The organism is Streptomyces daliensis (genome assembly GCF_054782395.1).
The window spans coordinates 107,548-120,882 of sequence record NZ_BAAGSO010000009.1 but is presented as its reverse complement, the minus strand read 5'-3'; the positions used below and the strand labels follow the sequence as shown (position 1 = coordinate 120,882).

Genomic DNA, 13,335 nt, shown 5'->3' with positions numbered 1-13,335 from the left:
AAGGGTGCACGGCGGGTTCGGGCCGGGGGTCGCTGGAAAAGGAGCCGCACAGCGGAAACCTCGCCAGCGGCCTACCGGAACTCCGGTACGGCTGCGGCGACGACATCGCCGTTCGGGTCTTCCTCCATGGCCGTCAGTGCGTGATCGAGGTGGACGACGGCTCCCCTGACCAGCCTGAGCCGCGGGACGTCGGTCACGAGGACGAGAGCGGGCGGGGGCTCCTCCTCGTCGCGGCTCTGGCCGAGGACTGGGGCGTCCGGGCGAACGGCAGCGGCACCACGACTTGGTGCACCCTCCCCCTGACGGAAGGACCCCGGATGCAAGCAACCGCGTCGACCTCGCCGGTCGAGCGCGAGATGGAGCTGAGTCTGCCCGCCGACTTCAAGGCGGTGCCCGGTGCTCGTATCAACGGCCCGGCGGCGCTGACCGTCCTGGAGTGGTCCGGGAACGTGCCCGCAGCGATCGATGTCCTGCACTGCCTGGTCGACAACGCGGTCCGGCACGACCTGACACCTGGCAGGCCGAACGAGTCGATCGGTGCCTGGCTCCGCGTCACCGAGGCCCACGAACTGCTCATCGACGTCACCGGCCCCAACCCCACTTTCCCCGACGCCGAGCACGTCCTCGCCGGGAAGGCGGAGGGCAGCCTCCGAGATGTCGCCCAGGTCGCAACGCTTTCCTGGTTCATGAACGCCGACGGTACGGGCAAGACCGTGCGGGCCGTGCTGCGGCCGGGACGGGTGGAACTGTGAGGGTCCCGGCGCTGCTGGAGCGGCGGGTCGCGACCGGCTGCCTGATCGAGCCTGCCGGCTCGTGCCGGACCCCTGCTGCGGACATGGCCGACCTCGCCGAGGTGATCCGCACCCTCCTCGCCGTCGACGTGGGCCGCGACACCCGCGTGCGCCTGTGCCCCGGCCTCTTCGACGTCGTGGTCACCGCGTCCGGTCTGCTGGCCCGCTCCGCCGTCGCGCTGATGGACGCGATCCAGGACGGATGCGGCCCCGTCATCGAGGACCCTGCCACCGGGTGGCTGTACTGGCTGGTGCGGCCGGGGTCCTCCGCCACCTGGCAGCCGCACACCCACGCGGTGTGCCTGGGTGCACCCCACACGATCATCCTGCCGTCCCTGGCCCGCTCCACGCCTCCGGGCCCGTACTGGCTCCGGCCCTCGGCGAGCGATCGGCTCGTGCCGGTCGGAGGACTCCGTCAGGCCCTCGATGCTCTCCGGCCCGAGCCCGCTCCCCACGCCGCGCTCGCGCACCAGCTCGGCATCACCACCCCTTCCCCCTATGACAACGGACAAGGAGCAGCGTGTGCATGACCCGAAAGCGCGTCTGATGACCTTCAACCTGGAGACCGACGGCGGAGAGGAGGAGGGAGGCAAGCCGCCGCAGCGGTGGCGGGACGCGCACGAACTGCTGGCCCGGCGGGCACCGGACGTGCTCTTCCGCCAGGAAGCCACCTTCAGCCACCTCAACGGCAACCGGCGCCTTCACCAGGCGGAGCAGGCCCTGGGCATGCGCGGTTTCCTCTCGCCGACCGGGCAAGGACGCAACCCCACCGCGCTCTTCGTCCGCCCCTCCACTTTCGCCGTACAGCAGCAGTACCCGCAGCTTCAGGTGTGGCGTACCCCACCCACCAACGTCGTCGTGCGGCTGCGTGACGTCCCGGACGTCGACGTCGTGGCTGTGAGCTGGCACGGCGCCTTCAACAGCCCGGCCTTGCGGGAACTGGAGGCAGGAGAACTCTCCGCTCTGGCCGACAAGATGAAGCAGAGCAAGGGCTTCATGGGCGGCGGGGACTGTAACGAGTACCCCGTCGCGGATGGCGAGAAGCTCTCGCCCGTCGACTGGACGAGCCTGGCGGCCAGCGCCGACTTCGACCGCGTGCACATGGAGCACCGCACCACCGTGGCGGCGGACGGCACGCGGGTGAGCTGCACCGCCGTGGACCGCAAGCTGCTGGGCTGCGGTCTGCACGACGCGGCCCGCTACGCCGCCCACACCCAGGGCCAGACCAGCGCGCTCCACGCGACGGCCGGACACGCCTCCACCCCCGGCCAAGGCGGCGCCCGCCGCATCGACCGTATCTACCTCGACCCCTGGCTCGTCCAGGCCGTCCTGGAAGTCAACGTCATCGACACCACCGGCATCTCCGACCACCACGCGGTCGAAGTCGTCCTCTCCCGCCGACTGATGGCCCAGGCGCTTCGCCGCGCCTTCCCGAAGCTGCCGCCCATGCACCTGGCCGCCTGACCCATGCCCCCTCGACGCGACGGCGAGCTGCGCCAACACCCTTGCCAGACCTCCCCCGACCTACAGGTGCCCCGTACATGAGCCCTCCCCGATTCTTACGTTCCTGCGGCACCGGACGGCCCACCCATCCGGTACCTCCCGCCGACCTCTCCTCACCCCCACGGGGTGTCTTGGTGACCGTCGCTGGACTGTGGCTGGTCACGGCGGGCAGCGCGTCCTGGAGTGGCGTCACGTCGCTCGCGCGGCAGCACGGCGTCAGCGCGTTCCCCGCCACCGAGGGCATCGGCAGTGTCCTGACGGTGATGGCCATGGTCGCCGCGTGGATATGGTCTGCGGTGCTCAGCGCCAAGCGCCAGGGCGTCCCCGCTTCGACGCCTGCGCGGACGCCGGCGCGGTTGCCCCTCGCCGTGAGCACAGCCGCCCTGCTTCTCTATCTCCTCAACGTCGCGGGTCTGCTGCCCGGCGGACCCGAGGTGATTGTGCGGGATGTGACCAGCGCCGTCCTGCTGGTCTGCCTCGCCCTGGCGATCACCACCCACCACGCCCTGTCGCTGCGACCGGTCGAGCGCCGCCAGAACGCGGGAGTCGGCCTCCTCGCCTTCCTGCTCGCCTTCCTCGCGTTCCTCGTCGTGCCGGTACTCACGCAGCTCGCCGCCCATCTGCCCGGCCCGCACCTGACCGGGAGCCAGACCGGCGCCCTTGGCCTGCACACCCCCGCACAGCTCCTCGTGCACATCGCCTGGGCCGCCGTTGTCGAGGAGCTGGTGCTCACCGCCGTCCCGCTCGTGCTGCTGACGGCGGCACGTCGCCCGGTGTGGCAGTGCGTAGCCGTGGTGATGGTGCTGCGCTTGCTCCCGCACGCCTACATGGGCGTGGACGCACTGCCCGCGCTGTGGGCCGCTGCCGCGTGCGCCGCGCTCTACCTCGGTTCCCGCAGGGTCCTGCCGCTGATCATGGCGCACGCTGTCTACGACCTGATCGTCCCCTTCCTGCCTCCGCCCTTCGCCCTGCCGGTCCCGTATCTGGCGCTCGGGCTGACCGTGGGCTTCGCCGCGGTGGTCGCGCTGGCCGTCTCCACGGAGCGGCCCCGGCACCAGAGGGGGGGCCGTGTGACCGACGAGCCGGTCGTCCGCGAACTCACCGGCACGCTACGGCAGAAGATCCGCACGCCGTACAAGGCCGGAGACGCCTTCCCGACCTGGTCCAAGATCGCCGAGCGCTGCAAGGCCCTCTACGGATGCGCCCGTGCAGCCGTCCTCGTCACTCTCTGCGCGACGCCGACGCCGACGCGTGGCGAAGACGAGAAGCATGGCCGCGCCGTCAGCCGGGCCCGCCCCTCCGGCAGCCCTCACGGCGCAGCATGGGAACTCCAGCGCGACCCTCCGACCGGTGCCACGTCACTTTCTGGAGATCGTCATGCAGACTCCGCCGCTCTACCCGGACTTCGAGCACGCGTACCTGGACGTGCTCGCGCATCTCACCGGCAGCCACGAGTACCGCAACGCACCGCGCGGGAACGCCAGCCGGGAAGTTCTCGGGCTCGCCTTCCGGCTGTCCGACCCGCGCCAGCGGCTGCCCTATCTGGCCGCGCGCAGGGTCAACCCGGTCTTCCACTTCGCCGAGGCCCTGTGGTACCTCGCCGGACGCAACGACCTGGCGATGATCGCCTACTACGCGCCCCACATGCGGCCGGACTCCATCGACGGAGTGACCATCGGCGGCTCGGCGTACGGCAGGCGGCTGTTCACCACCAGCGCCACCGACACCCTCTCGCCCTTCGACCAGGTGCTGAACCTGCTGCGCACGGAGGCCGACAGCAAGCGAGGCGTGCTGCCCGTCTTCGAGGCCGGGGAACTGGCCGTCCCCGGCAACCCGGACGTCTCCTGTGTGGTGGCCCTGCACCTGCTGGCCCGCGACGGGAAACTCCACATGGTCTGCTACATGCGGGCCAACGACTGCGACCGCGGACTGCTCGCCGACGTCTTCTGCTTCACCATGATTCAGGAGTTCGCCGCCCTCCAACTCGGCCTGGAACTGGGCGAGTACACCCACTTCATCGGCTCCGCGCACATCGGCGACCGCGACCTCGACCGCGTCCATCGCGTGCTGGCCGAGGCACAGCAGCGCGACACCTCTCCGATCGTCCCGATCGTCCGCTTCCCGTTCCCGGCCATGCCCGCCGGCACCAGCTTCGAGACCATCTCCGTCGTGCTGGAGCACGAGGCGAAGCTGCGGGCCGACCGCGTCCGCTACACCCCCGCCAAGATCGCCGCTCTCGCGCTCGACCCGTACTGGCAGCAGGCCATCCACCTTTTCGAGATCAAGCGGCAGCTCGTCCACCAGCCCGGCCACCCCGTCGCCGCTGAATCGCTTGCCGCCCTGGACCCGGGGCTGCGCTGCCTGGTGGCCCGCCGCTGGCCCACCCGCATGCCCGACACACCGGCCGTGCTCCCGTGACCGGGCGTCGGCCCGAGCACGTCGGCCAGGTCCTCGCGGGCGTCGACTGGGAGCGGTGGAGCGTGGTGCTGCTCAAGCCCGACTGCCTGCGGCGCGGCCTGGCCGACACCGTCCTGGACCGGCTCGCCCGCGCCGCCACCCTGACCGCGCGACGCGAGGTGACCGTGGCCGCCTGGCAGATCCACGTCCACTACTGGGACCTGCTGGCAGGCGCCGACTGGTTCGACCGCGACATCCCCGCCGCCCTGGAGGCCGCCTACGTCGGCCACCGGGTCACCGTCGCCCTCGCACACGGCCGCCCCGGACTTCCCGCCCGTCTGCGCGCCCTGCTCGGGCACTACGACCCCCACCGCGCCGCACCCGGCACCATCCGCGGCGATCTGGGCACCGACAGCCTCACCGCCGCCAAGCACGAGGGGCGGCTGGTCGAGAACCTCATCCACACCAGCGACGACGCCGACGCCGTCGCCCGCGACTTCGGCACCTGGTACGGAGCCGCCCAGCACCACCTGCTCACCCCACCCGCCGCACAGGACGGAGACTCCTGATGAGCCGCACCAGTGCCGCCCGCAAGACCCTGCCCCTCTTCACGCACGCGCAGGCCGCGGAACTCAAGCCGGAACTGCGCGAGGTGATCGAGTACCGCAAGTCCGGACTCTCCCTCAACCACGTCGTCGGGTGCCCGCTGGACTGCGGCTACTGCGTACGCCACCTCTTCGACAACTTCGCCATGAAGACCCCGCGCGCCCTGATGAGCGACGAGGACGCGGTCACCGCCCTCACCACGCACCGCTACTTCCAGCCCGGCCGCACACCCCTCCAGCTCTTCAACCGCGCGACCGACCCCATGCTGCCCGGCGTCAAACCGCACACCCTCCACGTCCTGTCCCTCCTGGACGCGAAGGGACTGACCAACCACGTGCTGGTCATCACCCGCTGGCGCGTGACCCCGGACGACTGCGCGGCCCTCAACAGCTTCCGGCACATCAAGTTGACCGTCCTGGTCACCCATTCGGGCATCACCGACGAGCGCATCGAGCCGGTCGACTCCTCGATCGCCGCCGCCAGCCTCCGCACCCTCCACGCCCACGCGGACAACTACCGCACGATCCTGTACTGGCGGCCCCTCGTCCCCGGTCTCAACGACACCGACGCCCACCTGGAGCGGGCCAGGGAGCTGTCCCGGTGCGCCCACGCCACCGTCTTCACCGGCCTCTTCTACCGCCGTCAGATCGCCGACTACTACACCGCACACGGCCTGCCCACGCCCTACGAGGACACCGCGCGCCGCAAGATCCTGCCCGCCCAAGCCGAACAACGCGTCCTCGCCGCCTTCCACCAACCCCGCGACGCCGCCGCCCCCTACGGCGCACTGTTCCGCAAGACGAGCTGCGCCGTCGCCTACGCCCACGGCGAGGCCGACTACAACGGCCACTACGGCATCCGCGAACTGTGCGACATCTGCCCCGCCACCCAGACCGACCGCTGCGCCACCGCACACCGTCACCCGGACATGACCGAGGTCAACCGGCAAGCGCGTCAACTGGGCGCAACCGCACCCGCCGAGCTGACCGAACGCGCCATCATCGTGGAGGGCCTCGACGAGCCGCCCCGTTACTACCTCCAGCACACCCACGGCTACCAGGTCCACGACCGCGCCAAGCCCCACCACCCCCACCGGCACGGCCGCGCCGACATCGGCTGGCCGACCGAGGAAGAAGGCCCGTGAACTGGAGCACCTGGCCCCAGCGGCTGCTCGTCGTCGACGTCGAAGGCAACGGCGCCTCCCCGCCCGACCTCGTCGAGGTCGCCGCCCTCCCCCTGCGCGACGGCCAGCCGGACACCACCACCGCCGGACACTGGCTCATCCGCCCAACCCACCCCGTCACCCCCCGCGCGGCCCGCATCCACGGCCTGACCAACGACACCCTCACCGACTGCCCGCTCTGGGAAGCCGTCGCCGCGGACGTACGGGCGATGCTGGAAGGAGCGTGGATCTGCGCCCACCACGCCCACACCGACTACCGCGTCCTCTCCCAGCATCTGCCCGACTGGAAACCCGCCGGAGTCCTCGACACCCTCCGCCTCGCCCGCACTGTCCACCCCCACGCCCCCGGCCACTCCCTCGACACCCTCATCACCCACACCCGCCTCGACCTGGCCGAAGCCCCCGCCCACCGCCACCGCGCCACCTACGACGCCTACGCCGCAGCCCTGTTGCTCCTCAGCCTGGCGCAGCGCTACGACACCTTCGACGCCCTCGCCGCCGACGCGGTACCGCCCGGCCTTCCCGGCACCCCGGCCCCACAGGACGACCAACCGACCCTTTGGTGAACGTCACGCTCTCCTCTCCTGCTGCGGCTGGTCGGGCTTCCTCTCCGGTGGAGGTCGCCGGGCTTGGCGAGCGCGTTGTTCATCCGGGTGACGAAGCGGGCGTGCCCCTTCCCCCGAGAAGGGCTGCCGATGGTCTCGGCGGTGAGTTGGCATGCGGAGGACGAAGCCTGGCTCGTGCTCGACTTCGAGACGGTCAGAGGCAGGATGGCTCGGCCGCTGAGGCCCGCACTTCGGATAGTTCCTCGCCTGAAGGCCGCCTGCGCCGCCCTGACTCGGCTCGTCATCGGTGGCGCCGGGTGACCTGCGGCTTGGCCGAGACGGATCCGGAGTGGGCCGCCTGCGGGGGTGAAACGCGGTGCGTGGCGGTGGTGCTGCGGGCCTGGGCGGCTCGGGCGCGTGGGTCGGGTGCGGGGTGCTGGCTCAGGCGGTTGATGCGCCAGGTCAGCACGTTGGCCGGGGCGCGGGCGTCACTCAGGGTGCGTTCGTCTGCGGCTTGTTCGAGGAGGCGGGCGGGGGCGTGCCCTGCGGTTTTCGCGTCAGTGAGGACAGCGGTGAGGGCTTCCCACCCGGAGCTGTTGATGATCTGGTCCGCGTGTGCGGGCAGCACGTCGCGAACGAGGGCGGCGTGCCGTTCCTGCGCCTGCTGTGGCGGCCTGCGTTCGGCGAGCGCGGCCAGGGGCGCGGCTGCGGCCTGCTCGTAGGCGGTCTGGAGAGGTGCCTGGGCCTGGCGGGCGGCGTTGGCTTGCTGCTGGTGGTGGCGCTGTACGTGCCAGTGTTCGGCGGCCAGGAGGACGAGGAGTGCCGCGTCGAGGAACATCGCGAGCGCGGCTCCGTCTTTCGGTGCCGGTTCGCGCAGCACGTTGCGGATGGCGTTGCGCAGGGCGCGGGCGTGGTGGTGTTCGGCTCGGGTGCGGGAGCGGGTGGCGCGTTCGAAGGCGGTGGCGGCTTGGTGGAGGTGAGGGCGGAGCGCTGGTGGTGCGACGAGGGGGAGGGCGTCGAGGGCTTCACCGAAGGCGGCGAGGTGAGCCTGGGCCGCCGCGTCGTCGCCGTGGTCGAGGTGTTGGGGGATGCGTTCGGTGGCGGCGCTCGCCTGGTGCCAGGGGTCGGGCGTGGGCTGGCTGGTGGGCGCGGGTTCGGTGGCGTCCAGGCGTTGTCGGATCTTGGGGAGGGACAGGTCGGGGGCGAGGGTGAAGCCGGAGAACCAGACGGGCTCCCCGGCCGCGTTGGTGTCGCCTTCGACGGCGATTTTGTAGCCGCGTACGTCGCCGGACGGGAAGCGGTGGACCTGGAGGGCGATGCCGTCGGTGCGGTCGAGCAGGTCGAGGAACTCCTCGGTGCTGGTGGCAGCGGCGATCATGGTGCGGACGGTGGTGCGCAGCCGCTCCCGGGCCGTCTGCGTGTGGCGGGTGCGGTGGGCTTTTTCCTGTTCGGCGCGGGTGGGGCGTTTGGCTGCGGTGCGGTCGCCGCGTACGAGCTGGCGCAGACCGTATTCGGTCTCGACGGCTTCGAGTTCGCGGTCCGCGGTGAGGTAGTCGTTCCAGTGGCGGGCGGGGCGCAGGTCGCCGCGCACGGTGGTAGCGGCGATGTGGATGTGGTCGGGCGCGTGGCGCACCGCGATCCAGCGGCAGCCGTCCGGGCCGTTGTCGGGGGCGATGCCGGTGGCGGCTACGACGCGGCGGGCGATGGTGGCCCAGTCCTCGTCGGTGAGGATGTGGTCGCTCTCGGCGGCGCGGAGGGAGCAGTGCCATACGTGGCGCTCGGGTGCGCGGCCGAGGCGACGGGCCTGTTTGAGGTGCAGGTCGAGGTCGGCCACGAGGAGTTTCTTGGTGGCGGTGAAGTCGTCGGTGCGGCCGGGGTCGGGGGCGAAGCCGTCCCAGGAGGCGACCAGATGGGGGTCGGTGTGTTCGTTGGCGCGGCCGGGTCCGTAGAGGTAGCCGATGAGTCCGGCGGTGCTCTTGCCGCTGCTGATCTTCGCGATCACCGGTCCGCCTTGCGGCCGAGGGTCTGGGCGGCGGCCTTGGCGATGGTGCCGACGGTCTGGCGGATGGTGTTCAGGGTGTGTTCGGTCTGGGCCAGGAGGGCGGTGCCCCCAGGTTGTGGAGAGCCGCCGGAGTTGAGCGCCCGGGCGATCTGGTTGACGTTGTTGCCGATCTTGACGATTTGGCTGCGCAGGGCGTTGAGTTCGTCGATGTAGTCATCGAGCTGGGTGCGCTGGCCGGGCAGGGCGAGGTCGCCGTGGACGTGGGCCATGACGACGGCGCCGACGTAGTGGGCGGCGGCAATGTTCAGTGAGCGGGCCTCGGCGAGGATCTCGGCCTTCTCACCGACGCTGTAGCGGACATCGACGCGTTCGCGGCGCTGTACGGGCTCGCGCTGACGGCGGCGGGCGACACGGTGCAGCGCGGCTTCGTCGGCGGCACGCGGCAACGCGGCAGGTGCAGAGGCATCGACATCGGTGGGCTGTTCCGGCTCGGGCGCCCCCTGGTGCCCGAACCCCTCCGCCACCCCCGGGGCGGAGGCATCCCCGTTGGACCGGCCCCTGGACGGTCCAACGGCATACCTTGCTGCGCTGTCGGTGTCTGGAGTGGTGGCCGCGTCCTGCTGGTCTGTGGCGGGCTCGTGGTGCGGGTCGTGCATGAGTGGTTCTCCGTGGGGCGTGGATGGTGGTTGCTCAGGTAAGGGCCTGGCGATCCCGTGCTCGTGCGCGCGTGTCTGCGGGGCGACCGGAGCGGCGGAGTGGTCAGGCGGTGCCGACGGGAGCCGTGCCGGTCTCCTCGCGCTGCGGGGCGGCTTCGTCGAGTTCGGCTTGAAGGGTGTCCTTGAGCTGGTCCGCTTCCTTCCTGCCGATGGTCAGGCCCTTGTCGCGGAAGGTGTCTTCGATGTGGCGGCGTGAGGCGCGGCCGTTACGTCCCCGGGGCGCGGTGCGTGCGAGAGCGAGCCGTTCGGGCGAGACGGGGGCGTGCTCCGGGCGCTGCGCTGTGGCGCCGGGATGCGGGACGTCGGTGTTCTTGGCGGGGTGTGGAGCGCCGGGTTGTGGCGCGGTGTCGGCGGGGCGGGGAGCCACGTCGGTGGCCGTTGGCTCCGGCACGTGGCGGATGGCGCCGGTGGGGGAGGCGGCTCGGGCATCGCCGGCGGTGTTGTGGCGGCGCGTGGCCTCGGGCTCCTGAGCGCGAGGCGTGGGGTGGCGGCGGATGACGATGTAGAGGTGGACGGCTCCGGCCAGGGCGAGTGGGGCGATGGCGGACAGGGCGCCGACGGGAAGGTCGTCGAGCCGGAGTCCGTCGCCCTGGCGGGCCTGCTGGTTGAGGCGGACGGCGTGCGGGGCGTTGGCCCAGATGCTCGTCGCCGTGGCCGCGCCGACGAGCGTCCACACGTATACGCGGGAGCGGGCCGGGGCGGTGCGCAGCATGAGCAGGACGCCGACGCCGATGGCGATGAACCCGTCGATCACAAGGGGGAAGGTGTAGGTGAGCAGCCCGCGGACGTGGATGGCGATGGCCATCTGCTGGAGGGCGTCGTAGGAGAGCGCGAAGGCGAAGAGGGCGAGCAGGGCGATGCCGGCACGGATGGCGTAGGTGCCGGGCATGGTGCTGGTGGTGGGGGTGTGGCCAGGCAAGGGGGCGTCTCCGGTGGGGGAGTCGGTGGTGGTGCCGTCGCACCCGTCCCACCCGTCGCGTCGCTGGTCAGCTTGGTACGGGTGACGGGGCAGGTACGGGTGGACTCGTCGCAGGGGGCGCACCCGTCCCGCGCTGACCTGCGCGGATACGGGTGCGACGAGTGGTACGGGTCAGCCGTTGCTGGCGGGCTCGGGCTCGGGGGCGCAGTAGCGCTGCCAGGCGTCGGCGAACTGGCTGCGGGCGAAGCCCTTGGCCTGCCGCTGCCCGCCGTCGAAGCGCAGGGTGCGTGAGGCGATGCCGAAGTCCTTCAGCAGCAGTCCGAGGTGGCGGGGTGTGAGCCCGGCGGTGCCGTAGTCCGCCCACGGTGCCTCGGCGTCCTGGCACAGTGCGCCGAGCAGGTCACGCGTCGGCAGTGTGGCCGGGTCGCCGTGCCGGGCGAAGATCTGCTGGATGTCGGCGAGCAGCCGGACCTTGAAGGTCGCGTCGTCGTCCTGCTCGGCCTCGTACGCGGTCATCGACTTGCAGGCGGTACGTGCCTGCTCCGGCCAGGTGCCTCCAGCCATGTCGGCGACCATGACGAGCGGTTCCCAGGTGTCGGCGGCCCGGTCGGTCACCGGCATCTGCGGGATGCACTCGGCGGCCTCGTCCAGCAGCGGCTCCAGCCAGGCGGCCAGCCGGTCGCGCAGCCGGTGCAGGTCCGGGATGTCGCGGCGGGAGCGGAACTGCTGCACCTTCTCGCCGGGTGCCCTGCGGCGCATGCGGATGACCACGGCCCGGTCCATCACGGTGTCGGGCAGGTCACCGATCCCGGCCAGTGCCGCCATGGCGAAGGTGGAGAAGGAGGTGGGGGTGTGCTCGGGCCCCGCGATCCGCAACACCGGTCGATTGCGCTGGTGCCCCGCGTTGAGCAGACCGCGCAGCTCCTCGTGCTTATCGGCGGCCTTCGCGGAGCCGAAGATCGTGTTGGCCTCGTCCACCAGGAGCGTCGGCGGCTGCTTGCCGATGGCCCGGAAGACCACCGCCGGACTGGTGTTGACGGTGATCAGCGGCTTGTGGACGGTCTCGGTCAGGACGTCCAGGAGCCGGGACTTGCCGCACCGCTTGACCGGGCCGACGACGGCCAGGCGCGGGGCGTGCTGGAGCGCGGGCTGGATGTGGGTGGCCGCTACCCAGAGCGCGGCGGCGGTCAGGGCCTCGTCACTGGGCAGCACCACGAACCGGCGGATCGCCGTGCGCAGCTCCTCCAGGAGGGCGGCGCCCTCACCCATGTTCTGCCGCAGTCCCCGGCCGGGGACTGCGACGGGCGGCCCCAAGGCGGCGTCTTCGGCGGAGTGGGATGGCGCGTTCGGATTCGGTTCGGTCATACTGGGGATCAGCTCCTCTGCTCGCGGGTCATACGGGACGGCAATCCCGGCTCGCGGGTCGATCGCTAGGGATGGCGGTTGAGAGGTTTGCGCTTGAGCCCCCGAGCCCTGAAGCTCGGGGGCTTTTCGCATGTCATGACGGGCAGGTGGAGCACGCAGGCATGCGCCCTCCGCGTGCGGTGATCCACCACCATGCCATACATTCTGCGGTTTGCAGCATCATGATGCGTACCGCAGAAGAGGTGCTACAGTTGAGGCGTTCCGGCAATCGGCAGCGAACCCTTGCGTACGGAAGGAGTTGGGGTATGGCGGACGAAGAGCCCGAGGGCGTGCTGCTCAGCGGGGAGGAGAACGTCGCCGTCCGCATCAAGGTGGAACGCGAAGCCCGGGGCTGGAGCACCGGCGTCGTGTCCGAGCGCATGAACGAGGCCGGGTTCGACATGAACCCCTCGGCGGTCTGGCGGATCGAGAACCGCAAGCGCCGCATCAACCTCGACGAGGCCATCGGCTTCGCCGAGGTCTTCGGCATCGAACTGCGCAACCTCGTCGGTCCTCCGCAGCTCGCGGCCAAGGCCCGCGCCATGGAACTCATCGACGAGGTCGTAGATGCCTTCCGCGCCACCCAGAGAGCCAACCGCGCCCTCACCGAGGCCCGCGACGCCCTCGACGCCTATCTCGCCGAGCACCCCGATATCCGCGAGGAGGCCGAGGTCATGGTCACCCGCGCCATCGCGGAGGCGGCCGAGAAGACCATGGCGTCGATGTACGGCCCACCGCCCGGCGAGCAGGACGCCGCCGACCCCACCAACGGGGCATAGCCCCCGGAACCCACGCCCGCGCCGGGTCCGCGAACCCTCGGCGCGGGAAGCCCATCGCCATCCCTAGCGATCGACCGGCGGGCCGGTGTTGCCGCACCTACGCCCGCCAGACGAGGAACCCCTGTTGCACGACCCCGCGATAACCCCTGCCCTGCCCCGTCTCCACCGCCCCGAGGAGATCGCCGAGATCCTCGGCTGCTCCGCCTGGTGGGTCAAGGACCGCGCCCGCCGCCGCCTGATCCCCTTCACCCGCGTCGGCCGCGCCTACCGCTTCACTGGCGAGCACCTCGCGGAGATCATCCGCATGCACGAGGACCGCCCGGCTCGTCCGCAGCAGCGGGCGACAACTCCCTCCGCAACCACCCCTCCCGCGCCCCAGCCTTCGCCTTCTCCGCCGTCTGCTGCCGTTCCCACGGTGCGCCTGCGGGCCCGGCCACCTCGCCGAGCCCGTCGAGACCAGTTCGGGACCGCCGCGTAGCACGACGACGTA

The 13,335-nt window shown here is 71.3% G+C and carries 13 protein-coding genes and 1 pseudogene; 10 read left to right on the top strand and 4 right to left on the bottom strand.

Going from position 1 to position 13,335, the window contains the following annotated elements:
• The 8 genes and pseudogenes from ACYVOO_RS02960 to ACYVOO_RS02925 form a co-directional block, all read left to right on the top strand.
• On the top strand, positions 1 to 752 hold a 752-nt coding region (locus tag ACYVOO_RS02960), incomplete at its 5' end, for an ATP-binding protein (RefSeq protein WP_461014070.1).
• A complete protein-coding gene (locus ACYVOO_RS02955; protein ID WP_461014069.1) occupies positions 749 to 1,321 on the top strand; it encodes a hypothetical protein in 573 nt (190 codons plus the stop codon). The genes ACYVOO_RS02960 and ACYVOO_RS02955, both read left to right, overlap by 4 nt.
• Entirely contained in the window at positions 1,314 to 2,255 is a 942-nt protein-coding gene (locus ACYVOO_RS02950; RefSeq protein WP_461014068.1) for an endonuclease/exonuclease/phosphatase family protein, read from the top strand. Before ACYVOO_RS02955 ends, ACYVOO_RS02950 begins: the two co-directional genes overlap by 8 nt.
• 77 nt (positions 2,256 to 2,332) lie before the next feature.
• Positions 2,333 to 3,175, top strand: a pseudogene (locus ACYVOO_RS02945) (hypothetical protein); the annotation flags it as partial.
• Positions 3,176 to 3,644: 469 nt separating this feature from the next.
• Positions 3,645 to 4,712, top strand: coding sequence for a thymidylate synthase (locus ACYVOO_RS02940; protein WP_461014067.1), 1,068 nt, complete (start codon positions 3,645 to 3,647; stop codon positions 4,710 to 4,712).
• Complete coding sequence (locus tag ACYVOO_RS02935) at positions 4,709 to 5,260, top strand: nucleoside-diphosphate kinase (RefSeq protein WP_461014066.1); 552 nt, start codon at positions 4,709 to 4,711, stop codon at positions 5,258 to 5,260. Before ACYVOO_RS02940 ends, ACYVOO_RS02935 begins: the two co-directional genes overlap by 4 nt.
• Entirely contained in the window at positions 5,260 to 6,441 is a 1,182-nt protein-coding gene (locus tag ACYVOO_RS02930) for a radical SAM protein (protein ID WP_461014065.1), read from the top strand. The genes ACYVOO_RS02935 and ACYVOO_RS02930 overlap by 1 nt, the downstream gene beginning before the upstream one ends.
• Complete coding sequence (locus ACYVOO_RS02925; protein WP_461014064.1) at positions 6,438 to 7,046, top strand: 3'-5' exonuclease; 609 nt, start codon at positions 6,438 to 6,440, stop codon at positions 7,044 to 7,046. The genes ACYVOO_RS02930 and ACYVOO_RS02925 overlap by 4 nt, the downstream gene beginning before the upstream one ends.
• Positions 7,047 to 7,326: 280 nt before the next feature.
• Here ACYVOO_RS02925 and ACYVOO_RS02920 read toward each other — a convergent pair whose 3' ends face one another.
• The 4 genes from ACYVOO_RS02920 to ACYVOO_RS02905 form a co-directional block, all read right to left on the bottom strand.
• Complete coding sequence (locus ACYVOO_RS02920) at positions 7,327 to 9,027, bottom strand: relaxase/mobilization nuclease domain-containing protein (protein ID WP_461014063.1); 1,701 nt, start codon at positions 9,025 to 9,027, stop codon at positions 7,327 to 7,329.
• Complete coding sequence (locus ACYVOO_RS02915) at positions 9,024 to 9,683, bottom strand: MobC family plasmid mobilization relaxosome protein (protein ID WP_461014062.1); 660 nt, start codon at positions 9,681 to 9,683, stop codon at positions 9,024 to 9,026. Before ACYVOO_RS02915 ends, ACYVOO_RS02920 begins: the two co-directional genes overlap by 4 nt.
• Positions 9,684 to 9,786: 103 nt before the next feature.
• Complete coding sequence (locus ACYVOO_RS02910; protein ID WP_461014079.1) at positions 9,787 to 10,632, bottom strand: DUF2637 domain-containing protein; 846 nt, start codon at positions 10,630 to 10,632, stop codon at positions 9,787 to 9,789.
• A gap of 201 nt (positions 10,633 to 10,833) precedes the next feature.
• Positions 10,834 to 12,027 (bottom strand): DUF3631 domain-containing protein, encoded by a 1,194-nt coding sequence (locus ACYVOO_RS02905; RefSeq protein WP_461014061.1) that lies wholly within the window; start codon positions 12,025 to 12,027, stop codon positions 10,834 to 10,836.
• A 305-nt stretch (positions 12,028 to 12,332) separates the two neighbouring features.
• Here ACYVOO_RS02905 and ACYVOO_RS02900 point away from each other — a divergent pair, with 305 nt between their 5' ends.
• Together ACYVOO_RS02900 and ACYVOO_RS02895 are read left to right on the top strand one after the other, a co-directional pair.
• Entirely contained in the window at positions 12,333 to 12,845 is a 513-nt protein-coding gene (locus tag ACYVOO_RS02900) for a helix-turn-helix domain-containing protein (protein WP_461014060.1), read from the top strand.
• A 121-nt stretch (positions 12,846 to 12,966) separates the two neighbouring features.
• Complete coding sequence (locus tag ACYVOO_RS02895) at positions 12,967 to 13,323, top strand: helix-turn-helix domain-containing protein (protein ID WP_461014078.1); 357 nt, start codon at positions 12,967 to 12,969, stop codon at positions 13,321 to 13,323.
• Positions 13,324 to 13,335: the final 12 nt, after the last annotated feature.